Origin of the sequence: Bacteroides stercorirosoris, from assembly GCF_900142015.1 — a bacterium.
Taxonomy (GTDB): domain Bacteria; phylum Bacteroidota; class Bacteroidia; order Bacteroidales; family Bacteroidaceae; genus Bacteroides; species Bacteroides stercorirosoris.
On sequence record NZ_FQZN01000024.1, the window covers coordinates 1 to 26184 of the forward strand.

Consider the following 26184-nt stretch of genomic DNA (forward strand, 5'->3'; position numbering starts at 1 on the left):
TCGACTTGCATGTGTTAAGCCTGTAGCTAGCGTTCATCCTGAGCCAGGATCAAACTCTTCATTGTAAAAGTATTGTTAATCGGTATTGCTACCGGCTATTGCTCTGTTCAGGACGCTCGGTTTATTAAAAGTTTTCAAATTACCTATATATATAAGTTATTTGACGGTTCTTTTTTTATACCCAAGATTAATCATTTTACTGAGTAATCTTGCTCTTGTACTACTTGTATTGTTTATGTAAATTATTCAAAGATCGCTTCTTTTTGAATCGCTTTTTCTTTTCAGAAAGCGGATGCAAAGGTAAGAACTTTATCATATATCTTCCAAATATTTTCGGAAGTTTTTTTCTTTTTTCTTTTTCTCGTCGTCTCTCTTGTCGAAAGGGAGATAAAAGGAAAAGAGAAAGGAGTTCTTAACAACACCGGTTTCTTAATCAGTAAATCAATCATCGATTGCATTCCTTTCGGAAAGCGGGTGCAAAGGTAAGAACTTTATCACATAACTTCCAAATGTTTTCAGAAGTTTTTTTCTTTTTTCTTTTCGACTGCCGTATTCTTGGTTGGAATAAAGGCAAAAGGAAAGAAAAATGTTAGGGTTCTTACGCCGTTTCTGTCAGAATGTCAATTGCAAGGCTTACCATCTCTTGGAAAGCGGATGCAAAAGTAGCGGATATTACAATTCAATCCAAATATATCTATCATTTTTCCATAGGTTTTTTGAAACAATTTTGTAACTCGTTGATTGATAAGGATGTTGTAGAACATAATTTTAAGAAGGAACGTGGACGGGCACAAAGCACTACACATAATTATATTATGCGCGCGTGCGAAAGGCAAAAGTCCCTCATAGTAGATGGAAATATGGCCTACTTGGGAAATATATATTTCCCGGTTAGAAAAATATTTTTTCCCAGTTGGGAAAAAGCATTCATCCAAAAAGTATAAACGTCATTGGAGCGTTCGCAAATCCAACTGTCAACAATAAGCACTCTTCACATTTTCACCTTACATCATACATTCAAAAGGGCTACACCATCCGGGGAAAAGGGTGTAGCCATGACGCCCAAAAGGTGTAGCCTTAACAAACAAAGGGTGTAGCCATCCCAAAAACGCCTCTCAGGATAGCCAGGGCAAGAAAAAAGGCAGGAAATTTACGTGAAAGAAACAAGAGACAGAAAATAAAGGGAGAAGGGTATGTAAAATAAAACAGGGAAATTAAAAATAGACTAAGTAATTATCAGAATAAAACGAAAGAAAGGAGGTCGCCAAACTTGCAAACTTGCAAAACTTGCAGCTCTCCTCACACCCACACACGCGTATATAAGTAAGGTGAATAATGAAAAGATGGGAATTGTCTGCTTCATTCCGCATGAGAGATGTATAAGATGGGAGGAGACTTTTATCACTCACTTTATTTATATACGCGTGTGTGGGTGTGAGGAGAGCTGCAAGTTTTGCAAGTTTGCAAGTTTGCAAGTTTCTTGTTGACTGCGGCATCCCGGTAGGCACCGAGCAGAAAACACGGTAGGAAGAGCCATGTGTAGTAAAATCATTAATATGTGACGACTTGAAAATATTTTTGTTACATTTGCAACCGATAAAACGAAGAGAACCATTCAAAACTGACATTGAACCGATAGCATCGTGAAGAAGATACAACCCCATAGAAAGACGATACGCTTCAGAAAATGGAGCCGGAAAGCCTATGCTGCATTTGCCAGCCTGGGACAATGGGTCACTATCGGTTGCCTGCCGAAAGGCGTGGCGGACTGTTCGCTGTCGAAGCAGAAGGCTGGAGCCGCCGCAGGATGCAAAAGTGGCGGACGAAGTATGGAGGAAGTAAATGACGGAAAAGGTCAGGAAACGGATATAGGAGTGCCGCTAGGCAGTGAGGATATCTTAGCGGCCATCCTTGAATTCTTCGGATTCAAAGGATTACAGCCTGTGTCATGTCCGGTAAATGCCGGCCAGCAGGGAAAGAAATATGCAGATTTTACAATAAAGAAGCATACAAATATTATAATAAATAAAAGTGAAACGCAGATGACGCGGGCGACACAATCTGAAAAACAGTATTGGTTGTGGTCCGCGTCATCTGCGTTTTCCGCGTTAATGTAAGAATATGACAGTAGAAGAATTGAAAAACAAAGTGCTGCAAAATGTGCCCGTCACACGGGCAGAGGCAGAATGGCTGGCCCTTCAGCCGGATAAGGAAGCGCTCTACGAGGCGGCACACGAGATAACCGTGGCATGCGCATCGCAAGAGTTCGATATGTGTTCCATCATCAATGCCAAGTCCGGCCGTTGCCCCGAAAACTGCAAATGGTGCGCACAGTCAGCACACTACAAGACGAAAGCGGACGTGTATGATCTGGTGGACAAGGAAGAATGCCTGCGGCACGCACTGCACAACGAGGCGCAAGGCGTAGCCCGCTTCTCGCTGGTGACAAGCGGACGCAAACCTTCCGGTAAGAATATGGAAAAGTTGTGCGAATCGGCACGATACATGAGACAGAAAAGCTCCATCCAACTCTGCGCCTCGCTGGGACTACTGAATGAGGACGAACTGAGAGCCTTGCACGCGGCAGGCGTGACACGTTACCACTGCAATCTGGAGACGGCTCCGAGCCACTTCCCTACCCTGTGCAGCACGCACACCCAAGAAGAGAAACTGCGCACACTGGCGGCCGCCCGCCGTGTAGGTATGGACATTTGTTGCGGCGGCATCATCGGCATGGGCGAAACGGCATCGCAACGGATAGAATTTGCCTTTACACTGAAAGACCTGGAAGTGCCCTCCATCCCCCTGAACCTGTTGCAACCTATTCCCGGCACCCCCCTGGAAGCACAAACGCCGCTGACGGAAGAAGAAGTGCTGACCACCATCGCCTTGTTCCGCTTCATCAACCCCACTGCCTATCTGCGCTTTGCCGGAGGACGCTCGCAACTGACGAAAGAGGCCGTGAAGAAATCCCTGTATATCGGCGTCAACTCCGCTATCGTAGGAGATTTGCTGACGACACTCGGCTCGAAGGTTTCCGAAGATAAAGCCTTGATAGAAGAAGCAGGCTATCACTTCAGTGATTCACAGTTCGACAAAGAACACCTGTGGCACCCCTACACCTCGACCACCAATCCACTCCCGGTGTACAAAGTGAGACGGGGAGACGGAGCCACCATCACGCTCGAAAACGGACAGACGCTCATAGAAGGCATGTCGTCCTGGTGGTGCATGGTGCATGGCTACAACCATCCTGTGCTGAACGCTGCCTTGCAAGAACAAATCGGGAAGATGTCCCACGTCATGTTCGGCGGTCTGACACACGACCCGGCCATAGAGCTGGGAAAACTATTGTTGCCGCTGGTTCCGCCCTCCATGCAGAAGATATTTTATGCAGACTCCGGTTCGGTGGCGGTGGAAGTGGCTATGAAAATGGCGGTGCAATATTGGTATGCTAAAAGCCAGTCGGCTCCGGGGCAGGCACATCTGGCAAAGAAAAGTAATTTTGTGACGATCCGGCGCGGGTATCACGGAGATACCTGGAACGCCATGTCGGTATGCGATCCGGTGACGGGAATGCACTCGCTGTTCGGTTCGGCACTGCCGGTGCGGTATTTCTCATCCCGTCCCCGTTCCCGCTTCGACGGAGAGTGGGATGCCGACGATGCGCTGGAATTGCTGGACATCGTAGAGAAACATCACGACGAACTGGCTGCACTTATCCTCGAACCCATCGTGCAAGGTGCGGGCGGAATGTGGTTCTATCATCCGCAATTCCTGCGTGAAGCCGCACGGATATGCAGGGAATACAATATCTTACTGATTTTCGATGAAATAGCCACAGGTTTCGGACGCACGGGAAAGATGTTTGCCTGGGAACATGCGGGAGTGGAACCGGACATCATGTGCATAGGCAAATCGCTGACAGGAGGCTACATGACCCTCTCCGCCGTACTGGCTACGAATGAAGTGGCAGATACCATCTCCAACCACGCACCGGGCGCTTTCATGCACGGACCCACGTTCATGGGAAATCCGTTGGCTTGTGCAGTGGCATGCGCGTCGATACGGTTGCTGACCTCGCCGGAATACGACTGGCAGGGAAAGGTGAGCCGCATCGAAGAGCAACTGTGGCGCGAGCTGGAACCGGCACTCAACCTGCCGCAAGTGGCGGATGTGCGGGTGCTGGGAGCCATCGGAGTGATTGAAATGCAAGATCCGGTAGACATGGCATGGATGCAACGCCGTTTTGTGGAAGAAGGAATCTGGGTGCGCCCGTTCGGTAAACTGGTGTACATCATGCCTCCGTTCATCATAGAACCGGAACAATTGACGAAACTGACAAGTGGTTTGCTGAAGATAGTGTGGCAGGCAAATTAAAAATTATCAATTTAGTATCTGATAATGAATGCAATAGAGCAAATGCAACAAGAGTTGCAAGTACTGAAAGAGCGCAGCAACCTGCGGGCTCTGCCTGCCCTGACGCACGAAGGAAGGGATGTCATTGCAGGCGGGCGGCGAATGCTGAATCTTTCTTCAAACGACTACCTAGGACTGGCCTCCGACCGAAAGCTGCGGGAAGAGTTTCTGCAAGGACTGACGGCAGACAGTTTTCTGCCCACATCTTCATCTTCACGGTTGCTGACAGGCAATTTCACCATCTATGAGGAACTGGAACAGACACTCGCCCGGTTATTCGGAACAGAAGCCGCACTGGTGTTCAATAGCGGCTATCATGCCAACACGGGTATCCTGCCCGCCGTGAGTGATGCGCAAACCCTGATATTGGCGGACAAACTGGTGCACGCAAGTCTGATTGACGGCATCCGTCTTTCTGCGGCACGCTGCATCCGCTACCGGCACAACGACATGAAGCAACTGGAACGTTTGCTGGCCGAGAATCATGCCGCCTACCGGCAAGTCATCGTCGTAACCGAAAGTATCTTCAGCATGGACGGAGACGTAGCGGACCTGAAGGAACTGGTGAGACTGAAACAGGCGTATGGCAACGTATTGCTCTACGTCGACGAAGCGCACGCTTTTGGTGCACGGGGCGAACAGGGATTGGGTTATGCAGAAGAAACCGGGTGCATCCGGGAGATAGATTTCCTGGTAGGGACTTTCGGTAAAGCTGCCGCATCCGCCGGAGCTTACATCGCGTGCCGAAGCACCATAAGGGAGTATCTGGTGAACCGGATGAGAACATTTATATTTACAACAGCATTACCACCCGTAAATATTGCCTGGAGCTTGTTCATCGTGCGGAAATTAGCCGGATTCCAGGAGCGAAGAATACACCTGAAAAATATCAGCAACATTCTTCGCAATACATTAACGGAGAAGGGTTACACCTGTCCAAGTGAAAGCTATATAGTACCGATGATTGTAGGAGCAAGTTCTGACACCATTCTGAAGGCGGAAGAACTGCAACGGCATGGTTTCTATGCCCTACCCGTACGCCCGCCTACGGTTCCGGAGGGTACATCCCGCATCCGCTTCTCACTGACAGCGGATATTACAGAGGAAGAAATCAAAGAATTGATAAAGTATATACCATGATATGATACAAAAATTCATTATACAGAAAAAGCATCCCCGACTTCTATTGTTCTTTGCCGGATGGGGTGCCGACGAGACTCCGTTCAAGAACTATCAGCCCGCAAACAGCGACTTTATGGTTTGCTATGATTACCGTAATCTCTCGTTTGACGCGCAAGTGCTGGAGGGATACGAACAGGTGAATGTTGTGGGTTGGTCAATGGGAGTTTGGGCGGCATCGCAAGTATTAGGAAAGATAATTGCCGATGAGACTTCAGGAATAATAACTGATGAAACTTCAAGAAGCCGCCAGTTGCCTCTCGGGAAGAAAATCGCCATCAACGGCACACCGTTTCCCATTGATGAAGAACGAGGAATACCGCCCGCCATTTATCACGGCACACTGGAAGGGCTGACGGATGCGTCCCTGCACAAATTCCTCCGCCGTATGTGTGCGGACAGTGCAGCGTTCAGAAACTTCCTTGCCGTCACCCCACGCAGACCGTTGGAGGAGCTGCGGGAAGAACTGGCAGCCATCGAAGTGGCTTACACCACCGAAACTGCTTATCCTTTCGGCTGGAACACATCCGTCATAGCCACCGAAGACCGTATCATCCCGTCCGAAAACCAAAAGAAAGCATGGACACGCGACGGGAGAAGCGAACCTTTCCTGGCAGAAGCACATACCCTTACCGAGATAGAAACGGCACACTATGCCCATGAACTTTTTGAAACCTATCTGGAGAAGGAATGGACAAACGACTGATAGCCGAACGTTTTGCCCGCGCACGGGATACGTACTCACAAGAAGCACGGGTACAACAGCAGGTAGCCGAGAAGATGCTACGCTTACTGACTGAGCAGACACCTGATTTCATTGGTTCAGCCTACCCTCCCCGTTTCCGCCACATCGCAGAGTTCGGATGCGGCACCGGAAGCTATTCCAGGATATTGCTGCACCGGCTTCAACCGGAATCATTGTTATTGAACGACCTGTGTCCGGAAATGAAGGAATGCCTCGGAGACTTGCTTCTGCAAGATACCGTGCAATTCATGCCCGGTGATGCCGAAGTGCTGGACTTTCCGGAGAAAACGGACTTAATCACTTCATGTTCCACCCTGCAATGGTTCAGCAATCCGGAAAAATTCTTTGCCCGTTGCCACGGCTTCTTGGCGGACGACGGGTATCTGGCTTTCAGCACCTTCGGGATGGAGAATATGCGGGAAATACACGCACTGACAGGGCATGGCCTCGATTATCTTCCAATAGAAAAGCTGAAAGAGTTGCTCTGTCCGTATTTTGAGACTGTATATGCAGAAGAAGAGATAGTCACCCTCCCCTTCGCCACCCCGTTACAGGTGCTACAACATCTGAAACAGACCGGAGTGACCGGTACGGAAAAGAAAGTATGGACACGCGGACGGTTGCAGGCATTTTGTAACGGATATACAGAAGAGTTCAGCCGGGAAGACGGAAATGTCAGTCTGACGTATCATCCTATTTATATGATTGCGCGAAAGAAAAGAATTTAGTAAGTGAGTGAAATTATCATTTACTCAATATAATATTCAAAGCAATGGAAAACAACATTTATTTTATCAGCGGCATCGATACGGATGCCGGAAAGTCTTATTGCACCGCATTTCTGGCCTGCGAACTGATTCGCAGCGGTAAGCGTGTCATCACCCAGAAGTTCATTCAGACCGGCAATACCGGCCATTCCGAAGATATAGACCTGCATCGTCGGCTTATGGGAACCGGCATGACAGAGGAAGACCGTGAAGGGCTGACCATGCCGGAGATATTCTCTTATCCCTGTTCCCCTCACCTCGCCGCCCGGATAGACAACCGTCCCATTGACTTCGGCAAGATAGAACGTGCTACGCAGGAACTTGCCCGCCGCTACGACGTGGTGCTTGTAGAGGGTGCAGGCGGACTGATGGTACCACTCACCGATGATTACCTGACGATTGATTACATCGCAGAGAAACAATATCCGCTTGTTTTCGTCACTTCGGGAAAACTGGGGAGCATCAATCATACGTTATTAAGTTTTGAAGCGATACGAAACAGGGGAATACAACTGGACACCGTATTGTATAACTTATATCCTACCGTAGAGGACACTACGATACAGGAGGATACAATGCAATACATCCGACGGTATCTGGAGAAGAATTTCCCGGAGGCGAAGTTTATGGTGGTACCGTCGTGCGAAGCGCAAAATTAAAGAATTAAAGAATGAAAGCCGTTGCCCTGGTTTTCATTCTTTAATTCTTCAATTCTTTCATTCTTTTTACGTACCTTTGCAACACAAAAAATGTCATACGACCACATGGAAGCATTAACATTCAATACCGTAGAACAAGCGTTGCTTGCTGCCATCGGTATTCTTTTCATTATCCAACTCCTCTATTACTTTTGTCTTTACAACCGTATACACACCCGTAGCCGTGCTTTAAAGCAAAGTGATATACATTTTTCACAAGAGTTACAGCCTTTATCCGTCATCATCTACGCACGCGAAGAGGTGGAGAACTTACGCCGTAACCTGCCCGCAGTGCTGGAACAGGATTACCCGCAATTCGAAGTCATCGTCATCAATGACGGCAATACGGATGAAAGCGAAGACTACCTGACACTGCAAGGAGAAAAATATCCGAACCTGTATCATAGCTTTGTTCCGGATTCTTCCCGCTACATCAGCCGCAAAAAACTGGCCGTAACCCTCGGTGTAAAGGCAAGCAAATATGATTGGCTTGTATTTACCGAAGCCAACTGCCTGCCTGAAAGCAACCAGTGGCTACGCACAATGGCACGCAACTTCACCTCACGCACCCAAATAGTATTAGGCTACAGCGGATATGAACGTGGCAAAGGATGGCTGCACAAAAGGGTATCTTTCGATAACCTGTTCAGTGCTATGCGTTATCTGGGCTATGCACTGGCGGGAAAGCCTTACATCGGCATCGGCCGTAACATGGCATACCGCAAAGAATTGTTCTACGCCCAAAAGGGGTTCTCCGCACACCTGAACCTGCAACGCGGAGATGACGACCTGTTTATCAACAAAGCCACCACAGCCGAGAATACACGGGTGGAAACAGATGCCAATGCAGTGGTACGCGTGCAGCCCGTAAAGCGTGCCAAAGACTGGCGGGAGGAGAAAATCAGCTATACGGTGACGGCACACTTCTATAAAGGAATACAACGTTACCTGTCGGGATTTGAAACGACTTCCCGCTTATTGTTTCATGCCGCATGGATAGCTACGCTGGTAATAGGCATCATGAACTTTCACTGGCTGGCGGCAGGCATTGCGTTTCTGATTTTCGCCCTGCGATATACCATGCAGGCACTTATCATCAATAAGACAGCCAAAGACTTAGGGGAAAAACGGCGTTACTTCTTTACGCTTCCAGTGTTCGATGTATTACAGCCGATGCAGTCTCTGCGCTGGAAGTCGCATTGTCTGTTCAGAAAGAGAAGCGACTTCCTTAGGAGATAGCAGCTTTCCCAATGCCACACCTTAATAGCTGAAATGCCACACCTTATCTCTCGTGAAGTGTGGCATTTCAGTTATTAAGATGTGGCATTTTAGTTATTAAGGTGTGGCATTGGGAACAACGAAGTGCGGCATTATTCGTATCTCATGGAATTTGCAGGATGAATGCGTGTAATGAGGTAAGAAGGTCCTAAAAGCATCAGAACCGATACCAGCAAAGTACCGATATTCAGCAATAAGAAAAGCAGGATATTGAAAGATACCGGTACGGTATCCATATAATACGTCTCAGGATCAAGCCTAAAGATACCGAACCACTTTTGCAGGAAATAGAAGGCAAGTCCGATAGCATTGCCCCACAACATCCCTTTTCCAATGAGGAAAACGGAGAACCAAAGAAAAACCTTGCGGATAGTGGTATTGTTGGCCCCAAGCGACTTCAGCACACCAATCATGGAGGTACGCTCAATGATGATTATCAGCAAGCCGGAAACCATCGTGAAACCTGCCACACCGGCCATCAGAATCAATATTACCCAGATGTTTACATCCAGTATGCTGAGCCAGGCAAATATCTGAGGATTAAGTTCTTCGACATTGCGCACACAGTAATCTTCTCCGTATTTATCGGTTACTTCGTTCATGTCGGCAGCAATCTGATAAGTGGTTGCTTCCAGACGGTCATAATCATGTATCTGTAGTTCCACACCGCTGACCTGCTCCGGTTTCCAGTTATTGAGACGGTTTACAAGGTATAAATCGGTCAGAAGGAAAAGATTATCATATTCCGAAAAGTTAGTCTGATAAATACCTGCAATCTGTAAACGGCGTGCACGAATATCATCCTGTATATAATAGGTATCTATTTTATCCCCTAATTTCAGTCTCAACTTCGTGGCAAGTGCTTTGGAGATTATAACGCGGTTGGAAGAGGCGGTATCGCTGAACTGTGGCAGTTCACCTTCCACCAGATGTTCACGGAAGAAAGCAGGATCAAACTCCGGTCCTACTCCCTTCAACACCATACCCTGGAAATCTTCCGCAGTCTTTATCATTCCGGGCTTGGTAGAGTAACGCTGCACATGCTTCACCTCGGGATAACCGGAAAGGATAGAAACAAGGCTGTCGTTCACCACCACAGGGCGCGTCTCATAGGAACGGGCGGCATCCGAATTCGTAATCTGAATATCCGAGCCGAACCCTATGACCTTACCACGCACTTCACTCTTAAACCCGACTATCACCGACACCGTAATTATCATCACTGCCAAACCGATAGCAACACCTATCAGGGCAATGAGCACGGCAGGACGGGAAACTTGCTTTCCGGGCTCCGAATTGCGATAGATACGAAGGGCGATAAAGCGGGATAAATTCATGATTATTATTATTTCAGACACGGATTTCACGGATTACACGGTTGTTACATACTGATAAACAACCGTGTAATCCGTGAAATCCGTGTCTAATTAGTATTATTCAGTACGTCCCGGATACACCTCCAAAGCTTTCGACAGGACAAAGAGAGCACGTGTTAAATCCTCTTTCTTCAACACATACGCTATGCGGACTTCATTGCAACCGGAACCGGGTGTAGTATAGAAACCGGAAGCAGGCGCCATAAATACGGTTTCTCCTTCGTACTCAAAGTCGGAAAGACACCAGGCACAAAACTTATCGGAATCGTCCACTGGAAGTTTGGCTACCGTGTAGAAAGCCCCCATAGGGATGGGCGAATATACGCCGGGAATACGGTTCAAACCGTCTATCAGACATTTACGGCGTTCTACATATTCGTCGTATGTATCACGCAAGTAATCCTCATCGGCATCCAGAGAAGCCTCAGCAGCAATCTGTCCTATCAATGGAGGACTGAGACGCGCCTGGCAGAATTTCATCACAGCGTCACGGATTTCCTTATTCTTCGTAATCAGAGCACCGATACGGATGCCACATTCAGAGTAGCGCTTGGATACGGAGTCAATCAACACCACATTATCTTCAATACCTTCCAGATGACAGGCGGAAATATACGGAGACCCTGTATAGATGAACTCACGGTAAACCTCGTCAGAGAAAAGAAACAAGTCGTACTTCTTGACCAAATCACGTATCTGGTTCATCTCACGGCGGGTATAAAGGTAGCCCGTAGGATTATTGGGATTGCAGATGAGGATAGCCCTGGTACGCTCATTGATCAGTTCCTCGAACTTCTCCACCTTCGGAAGCGAAAAACCTTCCTCTATCGTGGTAGCGATGGTGCGGATTTTGGCACCGGCAGAAATAGCGAACGCCATATAGTTGGCATAAGCCGGTTCGGGAACAATAATCTCGTCACCCGGATTCAGGCACGCCAGGAAAGAGAACAACACAGCCTCGGAACCGCCGGATGTGATGATGATATCATCCGCCGTCAGCTTGATATTGAACTTATCATAATAACCTACCAGCTTTTCGCGATAACTGCGATATCCCGCGCTGGGACTATATTCCAGAACCTTACGATCAATGTTGCGTATCGCGTCAATCGCGACTTGCGGCGTGGGCAGGTCGGGCTGTCCGATGTTCAGGTGGAATACGTGCACACCCCTCTGCTTGGCTGCATCAGCCAGAGGAGCCAGCTTTCTGATAGGAGACGCGGGCATTTCCACCCCGCGAATAGATATTGTTGGCATGTCTAAGTAATTACAATTTGACAAATAATAGTTAACGATTGATGATATACTTTCATATATATGCAATCAGAGGTGCAAAAGTAACACTTTTATTGATACGAACGGAAAGCATTGGCAAAAAAGTTTAAAAACACTATCTATGACTTAAAAGATAGTGGCGGTTTCAAAAGAAATTGTACCTTTGAATATCGTAAAATTGTCAAACCGTAAACCGTATACAAAATACCATGGTATTAAACCTGATAACCTTCGCATCACTGCTTCACAAGCAAGCATCTGTTCTCGGATCTCACGAATTAATCCTAAACGAACTGGAGAAATATTTTACCGTGAATCTTGTGTATTATCAAGACATTGATAAACTCACAAAAGATGATTTCTGTCTGCTATTTATCGCCACCGGCGGCGTAGAACGGCTGGTTATCCAGCGCTTCGAGTCCCTCCCCCGCCCTGCCATCCTGCTGGCGGACGGCATGCAGAATTCTCTCGCTTCCGCTCTCGAAATTTCTTCCTGGCTGCGAGGGCGGGGCATGAAAAGCGAAATTCTACATGGAGAACTGCCCGAAATTATCAAACGTATCTTTGTATTGTACAGCAACTTCAAGGCACAACGGGCACTCTCCGGATCACGCATAGGTGTGGTGGGCGCTCCTTCTTCATGGCTGGTTGCCAGTAATGTGGATTATCTGCTGTCGAAACGCCGATGGGGAATAGAGTATACGGACATTCCGCTGGAACGCGTATACGAATATTTCAACCAAATAACAGATGATGAAGTGGGCGAAGATTGTGCCGCCTTTGCCGGTAAGGCACTCGCCTGCCGGGAGGCTACTCCGGAAGATCTGATAAAGGCCATGCGGCTGTATCGCGCCCTCAAAAGGATTGTAGATGAAGAGAAACTGAGCGCCCTTACCCTGAGTTGCTTCAAACTGATAGAACAAACCGGAACCACCGGATGCCTCGCCTTAGCTTTGCTGAACGATGAGGGCATCATAGCCGGATGCGAAGGTGACCTGCAATCCGTCTTTACCCAACTTGCCATCAAGGTACTGACCGGTAACCCCTCATTTATGGCAAACCCTTCGATGATCAATGCACGCACCAACGAAATAATACTGGCTCATTGCACCGTCGGCATTGCGCAGACCGAGCAATACATCATCCGCAGCCATTTTGAGACGGAAGCGGGTATCGGTATTCAGGGAATCCTGCCCACAGGACACGTCACAGTAGTGAAGTGTGGCGGAGAATGTCTGGACGAATATTATCTAAGTACGGGTACGCTGACAGAGAACACGAATTATATCAATATGTGCCGCACACAGGTACGCATCAAACTCGATACCCCGGCAGAGTATTTTCTCAAGAATCCGCTGGGAAACCATCATGTACTGGTACACGGGAATTATGCCGTATTACTGGACGAGTTCCTACAGGCAAACGGATGTAAACGGATAGAATAGAACTATTCGTTACTGTCCGGCACACGCACCGTGAAGCGAGTACCTTTTCCTATTTCAGAAGAAACTGCTATCTTGCCACAGAAACGTTCTACAATGGTCTGACAGATGCTCAAACCCAAACCGGCACCTTGAGTGAAACTGTCCACCTTATAGAAACGTTCGAATATGCGTTGCTGGTTCTCTTCTGAAATGCCGCTTCCGGTATCTTCCACAAAGAAGACCGTGTACCCCGGTTCTTCCGTCAGATAACCGAACGTGATGGAGCCGTGTGTCGTAAACTTCTTGGCATTATTGATGAAGTTATTAATCACCTGTTTCAGACGGACTGAGTCTGTAATGATCGACTTACTTTCGTTTTCAGGAATCTGCATCACCAGTTCCACTCCGGCAGGCATACTCAGACGCTGGGAATCGTATATCTGCTGCATGACAAAATTCAGATTGTATCCGGCGAAACGGAAGTCCATTGAACCGGATTCGATACGAGACAAGTCGAGAATATCGTTTATCAATGCCAGCAGAAGGGTACAATTGATATTGATGGTATCTACAAACTGCTTCACCTCTTCGGGACTGAACGCGTCTATATCTTTCAACAGATCGGAGAAACCGACGATAGCATTCAACGGAGTACGTATCTCATGGCTCATGTTGGCAAGGAAAGCGGATTTCAGAGTATCAGCCTGCAAAGCGCGGTCACGGGCTGCTATCAACTCTTCTTCCGTGTTTTTATAGCGCTGGATGCTCTGGCAAACGCCTAATACCATATAGGGCGCTTCACGGGTCAGACCGTTATAAGAAGTGCTGCGGAACTCCCACCATTCATATTTTCCTTCTGCATTGCGCATACGGAAATTCATTCGGGTATCTACTTCTTCTCCTTTAAGAATAACATCAAAATGTTTCTGTGTTTGCTCCAGGTCTTCCGGATAGATAAGAAGTTCCAGTTCTTTCCGGAGAATGGTTAACTTGCCCGGAAGTCCGAAGTGGTCGAGTAGCGCACCGGCAAAGTGGAAACTGGCTGTACGTATGTCATACTGCCAGGGATATACGGAACTTGCATCCACTGCCAGATTGAAGAAACGCTTATGCATCTCCTCCTCGGATATGTTGCGGCAGCAAATCGCCATCCCCGTCATCTTATTCTTAGAATAGATGGGCACCACTTCACCCGAAACCGGGAAATAAGTTCCTTTGTGAACTTCCTGCATGAAAGCTTTCTCCGGAATGGGAATCACACGGCGTTCAGTTCTCACCTGTTTCAATAAAACGGGCAGAATATTTTCTCCGTTACAAAAGATGTGGAAAATGGAACCTGCCATCTGTCCTTCGTAGTAACGTGCCGTATGAACGTCCGGATCGAGTTCCAGCATCAGCATCAGAGCCCGGTTGACAAAGTGTATGCGAAAGTCTGTATCATAAGTTATCAGTCCGTCGCGAATGGAACAGAAGATATTATCGAATTCATCACGCTGTTCCACCAGGCGGTTTTGGATAAGCAGGCGCGTTTGTGCGTGCATACGTCGGCGGGATTCATGGCGGTTAAGGCGATAAAGCCAGATTACCAATACAATCAATGCTCCTACAATGACAGAATAAAAAAGCACGAACCAGCCACGGTAACGCTCCATTAAGGGGGCATTCAGAATAATGCCATTATCACTTACCTTATCTGTGTTTACCCTGAAAAACTCCAATTGTTTATAGTCATAAAGCATCTTACTGGGCAGGTCGGTAACTCCTACTACCGAGGGTATGGCTCCTTGCAATACCTGTGCAGCGCATCGTCCGGCTGCATGTGCACTCTCGTAAGGTTCCATATCATGAACACCGAACACGCCGTTTGTCAGCGCAAGGCTTTGTCCGGCAAAAACCGGAGCTTTAGAGTTCTTTCCTATAAAAGAGAGGAATGGAGTCCATTTGGGAGCAATGACAATACGGTTGTAGGCATTGTATTCATAACAGATGGAAGAAATGACCGGGTTGGGTGCTTGCGCCTGTACGTTCATTGTCTTTAAGGTGTACTCAGGATGTTTTTGCTGATAATCCGCCCAAACCAGCTCAAACTCTTCAACTCCCTTGATACTTAAACGACTGCTGTCTGAAACGCAAACTACCTCTGTACGATGAGGAAACACACGACGTGCACTTTCAAGCAGATATTCAAAATCTATTTTAGAGGTATATCCGCACACATTGGGCAAACTTGACATCAGTTTGTCGTTAGGATACTTTATGCCCGATACAACCACCGGCAACTTATAGGGTAAAGAGTCGCCACAATGCATCAAGGTATAGAAGGCTTCGTCACTTGCTGTAATAATAAGGTCGGTATTCCGCTGACGCGCCCGTTCACAAATGCGTCGCATAATGACACACTCGGAAGCAAATGTCCAATAGTCCGCATCCAAATACTCGGCAGTAACTTTAGCCTTTACACCTCCGCGTGCCAGTCCATCGCGCACTCCTTCGGTCAGTTTATTGTTCCAGGGGGTACGATGATTGTATGATTGGATGAAAAGGACGTTATATGTACGTTCTGCGGCAGAGAAGTGTCCGGCAAATATAATGCAGGGAAACAAGCCGAGTAACATAACGAGGAGTAAGCGTCTCTTCATATCTGAATTTTCTTCTGTTTGAATAAATGTGCTTTCACCTCGCAAATATACGCATTATATTGAAAAACAGAATAAAATGTACCTTTTCTTTTTACTCATCATGCAAAGCATCCGCCGGATGTACCCGCATCGCCTGTGTAGCCGGGAACCAAACACCAATTATCACCATCAGACCCATAAGGAAAAAAGTAGATAGTGAAACGATGGCAAAGCGAACTCCCGTAGCATCAGCCTGTTCGGTCATCGTAGCTTCTGCCGTCACCAGGTTGCCACAGATAATCAGAGCAGGGATAGTAGCCAGAACCAATAATAATAATCCTTCGCTCAGCAATTGTCCAAATATTTTCCTACGACTGCTGCCCATCGCCATTCGTAAAGCAATCTCGCTACGGCGGTGGCGTGTACGGAACCAGAAAGTTCCCATCAAGCCTATAAAGACATTAAAACTGAAGAATACAGCAATGAGCCGTGCACTACGGATATACGGAGTAATCCCTTCGGATGCATCACGCTCTGCTTTCTGTTCATCATAACTGCGGACTTCAAACAGGTAGAACGGATCAACCTGCAACCGGGAAGACATTTCACGAGAGAAGCGGGTAGCGAAATCGCCCGTATCAGCCTCGGGACGTACGCGGATGGAAATAAAGGGAACAGCCTGCCACCGATAGAACCAATTCGGAAGAGGCATCAGAATGAAAGATTCATAACGGGCATAATCATCACTCTTCTGATGACTGCATACGGCGGCCACCCGGTAGCGAAGACTGCTTCCTGAATAGTAGTCAAAGAATTCCTTCCCAAGCACCCCACGACTGGTATGGAAAAGGCTGTCCGCCAGATCCAATGAAATGACGGCAGGCAAAGGAGTGACGGCGGGATTCCACTCGGCCGAACCAAATGCCAGCGAAGAACCGGTAGTACTTTCAAACGCATCCATATTGCCTGAGAACATACCGGTGCCCTCTTCTATCGGAATGCGCATCACCTTGAAATACTCAGGAGACACATAACGAACATTGGCGTCCTTCACACCAACGCTATCTATAGTATATCCCTGAAATACAGCATTCCGGGTATAGGCATCGGAACCAAGCCAGATGCTGGCACTCTCTACGTCCGGATGTTCCTTGATGCGTCGGAATGCTTCCTCCATAGGCTTAAACCAAAAGCGTTGCAGACTATCCTCGGATGAACAGAGCACAAGTTGCTTGGGGTTAGTGGAAAGACGAAGCTTGTATACATGTTCCAGATCGTAACCTTTGGGCTGACGCTCGGCATAAGCAAAGCCATAGAGCATATCGAGGCAATACCATAACAACACGAACACGATTAAGAGTTCGGCAAAAAGCCAACCGTTTGCACGACGCTGGTTCCAAATTTGTGTCAGAATGGACTTTATCATAATGATTTCTCTTTAGTTCATGTTTGCAATTTATTTATTCTCCACTGAGGACTTCCGCTATCGGTCGATGGGTAGCATTCCATGCCGGAATGAATACGGACAACAGATTAAAAAGCAGGCACACGCTCAACACGGTGAGGAAGACTGCAGGACGCAGGAAAAGCCAGATACTGACTTCAAAGTTACCTTCCGTATAGCCACCTGCCAGCATCCAGTCCTTACCCAACCATAAAAGCAGGCACGATAAGAGGAAGCCCAGCAGTGCGCCGATGAATGCCAGTAATAGATTCTCAAGAAGCAACTGCCACATCAGGGTCGAACGGCTGGCACCATAGGCTTTACGCACTGCCAACTCCGACAAGCGACGGGACATCTGTGAGGAAATGAGTCCACTGACATTGATTGCGGGTACAATAAGCAGGATAAGTCCCAGCATAATGCAAGTGACCATAGGATTCAGGAAGTCGTCACGAAAGAACTGACGTTCGGTGTAAGTGCTCAGGTCGGGAAGTTTCAATTCATATTCGGTAAGCGAAGCATTCAGGCTGTCGAGTGAGTTTTCTATCTGCGACTTCATCTCCACAGGACTGACACCGGGTTTGCACAATACCATCGCTTCAAAACCACCGCGCAACCCCTCACTGCCCCAGGCAGGGTCTTGCGTATAGTAAGGCAGCCAAACTTCACCATAAGCAAAGGTAAACAGTGAACTGACATCTTCAGTAACGCCTACTACACGTTTGGGATAGAAGTCTACAAAATAACTCTTTCCCAACGCTTCTTCCGCCGAACCGAAAGCTTCACGAGCCAGGCGCTCGGCAATGACAACCACATCGGCACAGGCATCAAATTCCTGTTGGTCGAAAGGACGTCCTGCTACAAAACGGATATCATACAAACGCCAGAAATTCAAATCGACACGACGGTTCTGGCAACGCTGCCCCTTTTCGGGCGAAGCGCCACAATATTCCATGGTAGTATAACTCATATAAGTGACCAGTTCGGCACCGGGTAAATCACCAAAGACACGACAAGCGGCCTGATAAGACATACCTGTGTTTGCATTACTATGGTCAGCCTTGCGATAACTGTACCCATAGGAAGAATAGACCATGCGGTCGCGGTGCGACTCAGGAGGAATATTGGCAGTCTGGATGTCGTAGACCATATAAACCACCATGACAAAGGCAATACTCACCGCCGTTCCAATAATGGAAACAGTACTGAAGAATGGGTTCTGCCGTAGAAGTGAAAATGCTTGTCGGATTAGCATAAGTATATCGTTTTATAATATAAGACTACTCATCGTGCAAGGCTTCGGCTGGTTGTAACTGCATAGCCTTGTAAGCCGGATACCAGATGCCAACGACAATCATCAATGCCATCAGCAACCACGTAAACACAGCAGCAATCAAGAACCGCTCAAATGTGAACTGCATCTTGCTGATGTCTACCAACTCGGCAATACCCACATTGAAGGCAATCAGCAGAGCAGGAACGGCAGCGACCGATAACAGCAACAACCCCTCACCCATCAGACGTAAGAACACACCACGGCGGCTGGAACCCATCGCCATGCGCAGCGCCACTTCACGACGCCGATGCTGTGTACGGAACCAGAAAGTGCCGATGACACCCAAAAATATATTCAGCATCAGGAAGAAGAGGATGCAAAGTTGCGTCTTCACCTCATTCACATCTTCAAGTTCCCGGACGTAGCGAATGTCACTGAAAGGAAGCGCATCAAGCAAATAGACATTGCCTATCCGGTAGAGACGGTCCACATCCTCCATAAGCGCGTCAACAAAGTCATGGTCCGCATCGGGTGAAACGCGCAGGCTGACCTGAACATAACGCACATTACCCAAATCACTAATAAGGGCATCCCTATTCAGATTATAACCGATAAAAGCTCCACCCCACTCATGTGATGTTTCAAAATGAGAACTGCGTACAGGAGCGGCAATGGCGGCAATACGCCGATGATAACCACGGTCGGGATAGGTCAAGGAAACTTCCTTGTTGAGCAAGGAACGGGCATCAGGCATATTCAGTTCAGGATACCAGTCAGTGACATTGGAAGTGACAACCAAAGTTTGATCGGAAGTAGCATCAGCAAGTTTATCCGGACCATCGCCATCGGCAGTACGATAACGAAAAACACGATAGAAATCAGGTTCAGACCAAATCCGAAAAGCAGTAACGTTAACTGAGTCCTGCAAGTAAAAGTGAGCTGTATTGCTACCTTCATTGTATGGATAGCAATTCTGTGAGATGGCAACCGCTTCCACGCCGGGACGATGGCGTAAACGTTCGGTTATCTCAAGCAAGGCATCCACATCGTCTTCGGCTGTAAGAGCCGGATTATATAATGCAGATTTGGGAGTCAGGCTATTAAAAGACAGATTGTAGCAGTGCTCCGTATCGAACCCCATCGGAGTATGATAAACACGTGCAGTGACCGTAACCCAGTCAACGATATACCACAACACAGCGAAAACCAACAATAATTCCACGAGCAGAAAAAGGTTGCTCCGCCATTCATTCTTTATTTGTGTCAGCAGGTTCTTCATATCTATCTTTGATTAATAGCATCAGTAATATTCATCCGGGAAGCACGCCATGCAGGAATACCTGCGGAAAGTATGTTCATCAGGAGACAGAATGCAAATGCTGCAATAAATGCCCACGGTGACAGCAACATCCCCGGTGTCAGTGCAGTCTCACCACTCAGAGAGGCATTCATCGAATTGCTGAAAAGGAAACCGTTCAGCACAAAAGTAGCAACGTAGCTCAGCGCCAAACCAACGATACCGGCCAGCAACGTCAACACCAGATTCTCGAAAAAGACTTGCCGCATCAATTCGCCGCCCGTAGCACCGAAAGCCTTGCGTACCCCAATTTCAGCCATACGACGACGCATACGCGAAAGGGTCATGCCGGACAGGTTAACCGCCGGAACAAGAAGTAATATGATGACAACAATAGCATAGCGCAACATCACTCCCGGGACATCAGGTTCTGCATACCAGCGGCGATAAAGATAAGCCAGTTGCGTATCAGGCTGACCGCGATAAAAGACTTCTACATCCTGCAACCCGTCATTATACTTTTTGCGCAGCAGCTCGGTTTCCTCACGAATGGCATCGAAGTCCGCAGACGAGTGTGCAAGGATAATGGCATGCATGGGTCCCATCGTGTCATTCTGCCAGGACATAGCTTCTGCGCCCGCAGCAGTATAAGGTACCCATATCTGTGCATAAGCAGCCGTGGCAAGCATGGAGACATCAGCAACAACCCCTGCCACAGTATAATCCACATAATTCAGTTGCACTGTACGTCCCACTGCATCAGTAGTACCAAATAGCCTGCGGGCAATAGTAGCATTCAGCACAGCACGCGGTAATCCGGCATCACAATCGGCTCTGGTAAATGCTGCGCCATTCAGAAAACGAAAACTGAAAATCGTCCAGAATGCCTCATCTGTCTGTACCATATCTGCTGCCACCTTCGGTCCGGAAGGAACCGAAGCACGAACTTTATCGACCCCACTGGCCAAAGTTACAGCTTCGGGCGTGGTCAATGCACGAAAACATTCACGCCCGGTGCGCACGGACATGGAAGAATTGGCAGACTCGTTATCTGATTTTCCTTTTTGCTTTACAGACATATAAGGAACATAAAGTGTACGCGAGCGATTCACTTCAGGTTCACAATCCACGAGTCGCACCTGGAAAGTAATAACAAGCACCATAATCATGCAGATTGCCATTGCCGTACCTAATATGGACACCCAGGTAATGATCGGGTTCTCGCGCAAATGGTAAAATGCCTGAAGAAAGTAGAGTCGTATCATAATATTTCGTTTTATCTTAAAAACTTATTCGTCATGCAAGGCTTCAGCTGGCTGCACTTTCATTGCTTTACGTGCCGGAATACCGATACCGATGGCAATCATCAACGCCATCAATACAAAACTAATACCCGCACAGAGTAATAATCTGTCCCATTCCAGCGTCGTACCGTTACGCCATGAATTCAGTTCCATGTGCGCCAGGTTCCAGTCAATGACCAGTGCAATAGGCGTAACAACCACCAGCAGCAACAAGCCTTCACTGAGCAGTCGGCGGAAAATAGCACGGTCCGTTGCCCCATGTGCTTTATGCAATGCAATCTCCGAACGGCGTTGCTGCGTACGGAACCAGAATGTTCCAAGCAGTCCGAGGAAGATGTTCAGCAGCAGGAATCCCATACCCATCACATAGTTACGGATATCATTGGTCCATGCTTGCTGGAAGTTGCGGCGTATTTCGTGGAACGAACGGATCTCCGAAATAAAAAGATTGCCTACACGGAACTGGCTTTCGCTGTCCTTCTTCAATTTCGTGATAAAATCGTTATCCTGCCCTTCGCGGACGCGGACACAGAGTTCCAGACCTATATAATAGAAAGACTGTTTGGCCAGGAAGCAATACGAAGAACGAGCCTGGTCGTAGTCATGATAGCGTACATCCTGCAAGGCGGCTCCCAGTTGATACGTCTTGGTCGTATCACCGAAAAGCTGGAAACGTTTGCCTACAAACTCCGTCAACTTACGGTCGTACTTTCTATAAAGATTATCAGAAGCAAGAAATTCACCGCGTTCCAGCATCTCCGCCAATTGTTCGGGCGTTTCACCCCGCGTGCCCTGATAGCGGAAGACACGCACAAAGTCTGGAGTAACCATTCTACGGATGGTCCAGCCGGGTGACTGGAGCGTATCATAACGTACCAGGTCGGTACTATTGCTTCCATTATAAGGAAAGGAGTTTTGCGAAAGGCTGACAGCCTCCACTTCCGGTCGGCGGCGCAAGCGTTCCAGCAGTTCGGTGATATCCGCATGAGTATCATCCCCGGTCTTATCAGGCGTATAATCGGGACTCTTGGGTGTCAGTTCTCCCAATTCAATGAGATAGCAGTGCTCTATGTTGAAGCCTCGCGGTTCCATGTAAGTGGCAGCGCGGGTATAAAGGTAGTCCACCACATACCACATCACTACGCTCACCACCAGCAGCTCCAACGCCAACCATAGGTTTGAGAGCCATTCATTCTTTATCTGTGTAAGAAGTTTCTTAGTCATTTCTTTCAGTGATTAATGTTTAGTGATGAGTGATTAATGCAGGCGTCCGCCCAATGCATTTACAATTCCTACTCTCGATGCACGCCATGCCGGAATGCCGGAACTCAATAAGTTCAGTATAAAACAGAACAACAATGCCCAGCCAAAGGTGGAGGCATGCAGCAATATGCTGGTATCCACTACCGGAGGACTGAGCGTCTGGCTGAACTCCTGCGCAAACAATAATGTATTACCCAAATAAGCAAATGCCACACTGAGCAATAGCCCCAGTGCACCAGCCATCAGGGTCACTACAAGATTCTCGGCAATGATTTGTCCCATCAGTTCCAACCGTGTACTGCCAAATGCACGTCGCACACCTATTTCGGCCACGCGCTGACGGAGGCGGCTCTGCGTCATACTACTCAGATTGATAGCAGGCACTATCAGCAGGATAACAAAGATTATCAGTCTCTGCCTGCGTGCCTGATTCACGTCCGGTTCCTGATTGGCAGAAAAGGCTATTGCACTTTTCTCCTGGTCGTAGGGGCGGTTACGGTAAATCAACTCGTAGCCATCGGCACCAATCAACACATTATACTCCTGTCTGCGCCGTTCGGCTTCCTCACGGATGGCATCGAAGTCATCGCGGTCATGTGCCAGGATGGTGCAGCTCATCATACCCATGTGTCCATCGCTCCACATATTTATAGCTATCTCTGTTGAGGTATAAGGCACCCATACCTGTCCGTATGCAGATGTAGCCAACGTAGAAACATCTTTCACTACACCTATTACTTTATAGGGTGCATGGTTTAGCAAAAACTCACGTCCTTCAACTTCTGTACTTTGAAACAGTTTTCTGGCTACACTTTCCGTGACAACCGCTACTGGCAACCCGGCATCGAACGTCGCCTTATCATAAGGCTTCCCGGCAGTGAATGAGAAGTCGAACACGCGCCAGAAAATATCATCCGTCTGCAACAGGTCGATACCTATGGCGGGTTGTCCCGGAAGATTGACCGGAGTAGAGATTACCATACAAGTATAAATAGTCACTGCCTCAGGTGTCTTCAGCGTCTGGAAGCACTCACGTGCTGTCTTCGCACTCATAGGCCCGTTGCTGCTGCCGTCGCCCCAGTTTTTATTGGTAATACTCATGTAGCGCGCATGCAGAAAGCGGTCACGATTACTTTCGGGAGCAAAAGGCGCTACCTTCACTTGCTGCATCATCACCACCAGCATAATGAGGAAGATGGCAAGTGCCGTACCTGCTATGCTGACAGCACTGATTATCGGCTGTTGCCGTAGCTGTGTCCAGGCTTGCGTAAAATATTGCTTAATCATAATAATTATAAGATTATTCTTAAGACGAATTTATCGTCGATTATTGAGGACAACACTGCCGATACCATTCATATTTGTTTGCAAATCATCACAATCAACGGAAATGTTGATGCTTCCTACAGCATTTACAGAAATGGAGAGGGATTGGCAGGTAAGTAGTTTTAGTTTCAGTTCACCTACGCTTTGCGCCTCCAGTGCTACGTCTTTTAGTATCAATGGGCTTTCACAAATGAATGATCCCAGCGTGGAAAGTTTTACTTTCTTCAGGTCGGGAGCAGTCAGATATATTTTCAGGCCTTCAATAAAACTGATGTTACGTTCCGGTTCAGTCAAGACAATAAAAAGACATCCGTTCTTTATTTGGGTAGTGGTGCTCTTTACCGACTTCTCTCTTCCCTCTATTCGCAGAGAGTAGGTATCACCCTGCGTGAAGTAGATGGTTGGTACGGATGTTACGTCTATAGAAGAGAAGGATGCAACCTTCCGATTTTCGGTAACTTTCGAATCTTCTCCGTTGGCGGCATATCCGTTGGCAGAGATGGCAGCAAATACTAAACTCAGGGACAAAAATATAGTCTTCATATGCATTGTTTCTGATAGGGTTATTCTCCAACCTTTAGGTTACGTGTATTCACTCCGCCAATACCACCTTTAGAGATGTTTGCCTGACGTGCCTGTCCGCTCAAAGTAACGCTACCCACGCCTTCCATACTGGCACGCAGGCGGTCACAATTCACATGGATATCAGCCTTGCCCACACCTTCCATCTTTACAACGAGGGAGTTGCAGGTGAGGTCTTTCACATTCACCTTGCCTACGCCTTCTATTTCAAACTTCACATCGCCCAGCTTCAAGGCTTCGTCGCAATTGAAGGAACCGACACCGGTAAATTCCACATTCTTCAGGTCGGGAGCAGTGAGCCATATCTTCACACCTTTGTTACGACTATTATCTCCATCTTTTTTGTTCTTGAAGCCAATGACGAGACAGTCATTCTTCACTTCGGTGGTGGTAGTCGTCACATACTCTTCCCTGCCTTCTATTTTCAAGGAATAGTTATCGCTTTGCGTGAAATACACCGTCGCTACAGACGTCACTTCCACAGAGGAGAAAGCCGCTACTTTACGAACTTCGCTCACCTGCGGGTCTTTCTCGTTAGCTGCATATACTGTGCCTGCTACTGCGGCAAATAATAAACTCAGGGTTATAAATAAAGCTTTCATAATCTTTCTCATATTAATGATTAATACCAATATATTTCTTATTCTTCATGTAATGCTTCGGCCGGCTGTATATTCATTGCCTGCCGCGCTGGGAACCAAATACCCACTATCACCATCAATGCTATCAGAAGCCAAGCCCCCAAAGAGCCGAGCAAGAAGCGTACAAAGCTCCATTTTACAGGCCAAGTAGCGATCAGCTCCGTCCGCCCAATGGTAAATTCCGCAACACCTATATTATAGCAAACAATCATAGCAGGTAGCATCACCAATGCAAGCAGCAATAATCCCTCACCAGCCAGCAGGCGGAATACTTGGTTCTTTGTACTACCCATCGCCAAGCGCAAAGCTATTTCACTGCGACGACGACGAGTGCGGAACCAGAATGTTCCGATCAGTCCCAGGAATACGTTTACCAACAGGAAAAGCACTACGATAGTCTGACTGTTCACCTTGTCCGTATCACCATTCATGACTTCAAACTCCAACTGCTGCTCAGTATAGGGCACGGCATCCGCCACAAACAAGTCATCTACATCCAGTCGCGGTGCAATCTCACGGATGAACTTCGCCCGGTAGTCCGGACCATCGGCGGCAGGCTTCACACGGAAGACTATTTCCGCCCATTCATCGGCAAACTGCGTTTTTAGTAAGTTCTCGTCCAGACGGTAAAAATACCAACCGGCATCGCTTCCATAACGGTAGGTCCGGAAAGCACCTATCGTTCCGGCTTGTACGACAACTGAAGTTGTATCACCAGGCTTACTCAACGGAGTATCCAGCGAAAATGCCGACATTCTCTTCTTGAAACGATCAACAGTAGCTTGGCTCAGCATTACTTTATTCCACCCCGCAGGCATCTTGGCAAAGGGGCGTTGCGGGTCATCGCTCATGCGAAAGACGTCAATGTATCCACCAGTTGTATTTATAATACGCCCATTCACCCAGATAGTGTCCTGAGCAGCCAGTGAGTTATTGCTATTGTTTCCACTCATCGGCAGACTCCAGTAACACAAGGCGGCCGCTTCAACGCTGGGTTCCTGTTCCAGTTTCTGCAAGGCGCGTAAATATCTGTCGGCATTCGTCAGGGTAGTATCACTGGTGGGACCGCTTATAATCGTGTTAAGCCGGTAAACGTGGTCGATGTTGTAGCCCAGGGGGCGGTAAAAGGTATATTTAAGGCACCCCAGCGAGTCGCAAAGGAACCACATCACGATGAATACCAGGAATAGTTCGGCCAGCACCCATCCGTTGCTATGCAGGCGCGACCCGATCATGCGTAAATTATGTAATATGAATTTCATAAAACTTTCC

20 protein-coding genes and 1 rRNA gene are annotated in these 26184 nt (G+C 47.7%); 8 read left to right on the forward strand and 13 right to left on the reverse strand.

Annotated features, from left to right (window positions below; genetic code table 11):
• Window positions 1-65 (reverse strand): 16S ribosomal RNA (locus tag BUC01_RS17110); the annotation flags it as partial.
• A gap of 1578 nt (window positions 66-1643) precedes the next feature.
• On the opposite strand from BUC01_RS17110, the gene BUC01_RS17120 reads away from it, so the two are divergent.
• The 7 genes from BUC01_RS17120 (at window position 1644) to BUC01_RS17150 (ending at window position 9047) form a co-directional block, all read left to right on the forward strand.
• Window positions 1644-2117 carry a hypothetical protein gene (locus BUC01_RS17120; RefSeq protein WP_025831216.1) on the forward strand — a complete coding sequence of 158 codons (474 nt, stop codon included), beginning with the start codon at window positions 1644-1646 and terminating at the stop codon, window positions 2115-2117.
• Window positions 2118-2121: 4 nt separating this feature from the next.
• Entirely contained in the window at window positions 2122-4380 is a 2259-nt protein-coding gene (gene bioA / locus BUC01_RS17125) for an adenosylmethionine--8-amino-7-oxononanoate transaminase (protein WP_025831215.1), read from the forward strand.
• Between the two features lie 24 nt (window positions 4381-4404).
• Complete coding sequence (locus BUC01_RS17130) at window positions 4405-5559, forward strand: 8-amino-7-oxononanoate synthase (protein ID WP_025831214.1); 1155 nt, start codon at window positions 4405-4407, stop codon at window positions 5557-5559.
• A 1-nt stretch (window position 5560) separates the two neighbouring features.
• Window positions 5561-6304 carry a pimeloyl-ACP methyl esterase BioG family protein gene (locus BUC01_RS17135; RefSeq protein ID WP_025831213.1) on the forward strand — a complete coding sequence of 248 codons (744 nt, stop codon included), beginning with the start codon at window positions 5561-5563 and terminating at the stop codon, window positions 6302-6304.
• Window positions 6289-7071 carry a malonyl-ACP O-methyltransferase BioC gene (bioC, locus tag BUC01_RS17140; RefSeq protein WP_025831212.1) on the forward strand — a complete coding sequence of 261 codons (783 nt, stop codon included), beginning with the start codon at window positions 6289-6291 and terminating at the stop codon, window positions 7069-7071. Before BUC01_RS17135 ends, bioC begins: the two co-directional genes overlap by 16 nt.
• Before the next feature lie 44 nt (window positions 7072-7115).
• Window positions 7116-7769 (forward strand): dethiobiotin synthase, encoded by a 654-nt coding sequence (gene bioD, locus BUC01_RS17145; protein ID WP_025831211.1) that lies wholly within the window; start codon window positions 7116-7118, stop codon window positions 7767-7769.
• A 105-nt stretch (window positions 7770-7874) separates the two neighbouring features.
• Window positions 7875-9047, forward strand: coding sequence for a glycosyltransferase (locus BUC01_RS17150; protein WP_073314327.1), 1173 nt, complete (start codon window positions 7875-7877; stop codon window positions 9045-9047).
• Between the two features lie 131 nt (window positions 9048-9178).
• On the opposite strand, the gene BUC01_RS17155 is transcribed toward BUC01_RS17150, so the two are convergent.
• Window positions 9179-10423, reverse strand: coding sequence for an ABC transporter permease (locus tag BUC01_RS17155; protein WP_025831210.1), 1245 nt, complete (start codon window positions 10421-10423; stop codon window positions 9179-9181).
• Between the two features lie 96 nt (window positions 10424-10519).
• Window positions 10520-11719, reverse strand: coding sequence for a pyridoxal phosphate-dependent aminotransferase (locus BUC01_RS17160; RefSeq protein ID WP_025831209.1), 1200 nt, complete (start codon window positions 11717-11719; stop codon window positions 10520-10522).
• A 227-nt stretch (window positions 11720-11946) separates the two neighbouring features.
• On the opposite strand from BUC01_RS17160, the gene BUC01_RS17165 reads away from it, so the two are divergent.
• Entirely contained in the window at window positions 11947-13182 is a 1236-nt protein-coding gene (locus BUC01_RS17165) for a fucose isomerase (protein ID WP_073314328.1), read from the forward strand.
• A gap of 2 nt (window positions 13183-13184) precedes the next feature.
• Here the strand turns inward: BUC01_RS17165 and BUC01_RS17170 are convergent, their stop codons facing one another.
• The 10 genes from BUC01_RS17170 to BUC01_RS17215 form a co-directional block, all read right to left on the reverse strand.
• Window positions 13185-15800, reverse strand: coding sequence for a sensor histidine kinase (locus tag BUC01_RS17170; protein ID WP_025831208.1), 2616 nt, complete (start codon window positions 15798-15800; stop codon window positions 13185-13187).
• Window positions 15801-15891: 91 nt separating this feature from the next.
• The gene (locus BUC01_RS17175; RefSeq protein WP_073314329.1) at window positions 15892-17205 is read right to left on the reverse strand and encodes an ABC transporter permease; all 1314 of its coding nucleotides are present in this window, start codon (window positions 17203-17205) and stop codon (window positions 15892-15894) included.
• Window positions 17206-17239: 34 nt separating this feature from the next.
• Window positions 17240-18478, reverse strand: coding sequence for an ABC transporter permease (locus BUC01_RS17180; protein ID WP_025831207.1), 1239 nt, complete (start codon window positions 18476-18478; stop codon window positions 17240-17242).
• A 25-nt stretch (window positions 18479-18503) separates the two neighbouring features.
• Window positions 18504-19778: an ABC transporter permease gene (locus tag BUC01_RS17185; RefSeq protein ID WP_025831206.1), complete on the reverse strand. Its 1275-nt coding sequence runs from the start codon at window positions 19776-19778 to the stop codon at window positions 18504-18506.
• Window positions 19779-19780: 2 nt separating this feature from the next.
• On the reverse strand, window positions 19781-21061 hold the full coding sequence (locus tag BUC01_RS17190) for an ABC transporter permease (protein WP_025831205.1): 1281 nt from the start codon (window positions 21059-21061) through the stop codon (window positions 19781-19783).
• Between the two features lie 24 nt (window positions 21062-21085).
• The gene (locus BUC01_RS17195; protein ID WP_073314330.1) at window positions 21086-22324 is read right to left on the reverse strand and encodes an ABC transporter permease; all 1239 of its coding nucleotides are present in this window, start codon (window positions 22322-22324) and stop codon (window positions 21086-21088) included.
• 33 nt (window positions 22325-22357) lie between these two features.
• Window positions 22358-23650, reverse strand: a complete 1293-nt coding sequence (locus tag BUC01_RS17200) for an ABC transporter permease (protein ID WP_073314331.1) — start codon at window positions 23648-23650, stop codon at window positions 22358-22360.
• Window positions 23651-23680: 30 nt separating this feature from the next.
• Complete coding sequence (locus BUC01_RS17205; protein ID WP_159106497.1) at window positions 23681-24232, reverse strand: GIN domain-containing protein; 552 nt, start codon at window positions 24230-24232, stop codon at window positions 23681-23683.
• A 20-nt stretch (window positions 24233-24252) separates the two neighbouring features.
• On the reverse strand, window positions 24253-24885 hold the full coding sequence (locus tag BUC01_RS17210; protein WP_034524156.1) for a GIN domain-containing protein: 633 nt from the start codon (window positions 24883-24885) through the stop codon (window positions 24253-24255).
• A gap of 26 nt (window positions 24886-24911) precedes the next feature.
• Window positions 24912-26174, reverse strand: coding sequence for an FtsX-like permease family protein (locus BUC01_RS17215; protein ID WP_073314333.1), 1263 nt, complete (start codon window positions 26172-26174; stop codon window positions 24912-24914).
• Window positions 26175-26184: the final 10 nt, after the last annotated feature.

Coding starts and splice junctions, on each gene's coding strand:
- bioA (WP_025831215.1), top strand. CDS start 2,122: ATGACAGTAGAAGAATTGAAAAACAAAGTGCTGCAAAATGTGCCCGTC.
- BUC01_RS17130 (WP_025831214.1), top strand. CDS start 4,405: ATGAATGCAATAGAGCAAATGCAACAAGAGTTGCAAGTACTGAAAGAG.
- BUC01_RS17135 (WP_025831213.1), top strand. CDS start 5,561: ATGATACAAAAATTCATTATACAGAAAAAGCATCCCCGACTTCTATTG.
- bioC (WP_025831212.1), top strand. CDS start 6,289: ATGGACAAACGACTGATAGCCGAACGTTTTGCCCGCGCACGGGATACG.
- bioD (WP_025831211.1), top strand. CDS start 7,116: ATGGAAAACAACATTTATTTTATCAGCGGCATCGATACGGATGCCGGA.
- BUC01_RS17150 (WP_073314327.1), top strand. CDS start 7,875: ATGGAAGCATTAACATTCAATACCGTAGAACAAGCGTTGCTTGCTGCC.
- BUC01_RS17155 (WP_025831210.1), bottom strand. CDS start 10,423: ATGAATTTATCCCGCTTTATCGCCCTTCGTATCTATCGCAATTCGGAG.
- BUC01_RS17160 (WP_025831209.1), bottom strand. CDS start 11,719: ATGCCAACAATATCTATTCGCGGGGTGGAAATGCCCGCGTCTCCTATC.
- BUC01_RS17165 (WP_073314328.1), top strand. CDS start 11,947: ATGGTATTAAACCTGATAACCTTCGCATCACTGCTTCACAAGCAAGCA.
- BUC01_RS17170 (WP_025831208.1), bottom strand. CDS start 15,800: ATGAAGAGACGCTTACTCCTCGTTATGTTACTCGGCTTGTTTCCCTGC.
- BUC01_RS17175 (WP_073314329.1), bottom strand. CDS start 17,205: ATGATAAAGTCCATTCTGACACAAATTTGGAACCAGCGTCGTGCAAAC.
- BUC01_RS17180 (WP_025831207.1), bottom strand. CDS start 18,478: ATGCTAATCCGACAAGCATTTTCACTTCTACGGCAGAACCCATTCTTC.
- BUC01_RS17185 (WP_025831206.1), bottom strand. CDS start 19,778: ATGAAGAACCTGCTGACACAAATAAAGAATGAATGGCGGAGCAACCTT.
- BUC01_RS17190 (WP_025831205.1), bottom strand. CDS start 21,061: ATGATACGACTCTACTTTCTTCAGGCATTTTACCATTTGCGCGAGAAC.
- BUC01_RS17195 (WP_073314330.1), bottom strand. CDS start 22,324: ATGACTAAGAAACTTCTTACACAGATAAAGAATGAATGGCTCTCAAAC.
- BUC01_RS17200 (WP_073314331.1), bottom strand. CDS start 23,650: ATGATTAAGCAATATTTTACGCAAGCCTGGACACAGCTACGGCAACAG.
- BUC01_RS17205 (WP_159106497.1), bottom strand. CDS start 24,232: ATGAAGACTATATTTTTGTCCCTGAGTTTAGTATTTGCTGCCATCTCT.
- BUC01_RS17210 (WP_034524156.1), bottom strand. CDS start 24,885: ATGAGAAAGATTATGAAAGCTTTATTTATAACCCTGAGTTTATTATTT.
- BUC01_RS17215 (WP_073314333.1), bottom strand. CDS start 26,174: ATGAAATTCATATTACATAATTTACGCATGATCGGGTCGCGCCTGCAT.